Source organism: Curtobacterium sp. C2H10 (assembly GCF_025407985.1).
Lineage (GTDB): Bacteria > Actinomycetota > Actinomycetes > Actinomycetales > Microbacteriaceae > Curtobacterium.
Genome location: NZ_JABXGF010000287.1, coordinates 1 through 229 on the forward strand (window position 1 = coordinate 1; position 229 = coordinate 229).

Annotated in this window: 1 pseudogene; it reads left to right on the forward strand. The window is 62.4% G+C overall.

Annotation, left to right across the window (positions count from 1 at the left end):
- Positions 1–229: pseudogene (locus tag HWD93_RS18980) on the forward strand (NAD(P)-dependent oxidoreductase); the annotation flags it as partial.

The following is a 229-nucleotide window of genomic DNA, read 5'->3' on the forward strand; positions in this document are numbered from 1 at the left end:
GTGCTGCACGTGCCCGAGGGCCTCGATCTGGCCAAGGCCGGTCCGCTGTTGTGTGCTGGCGCAACTACTTACTCACCGTTGCGTACATGGAATATCGGCCCCGGTAGTCGGGTAGGCGTCATTGGTATGGGCGGCCTCGGCCACATGGCTATCAAGCTGGCGGCCGCACTTGGCGCAAGCGTCACAGTGCTAAGTCGCTCACCTGGCAAGGAAAAGGACGCGACCGACT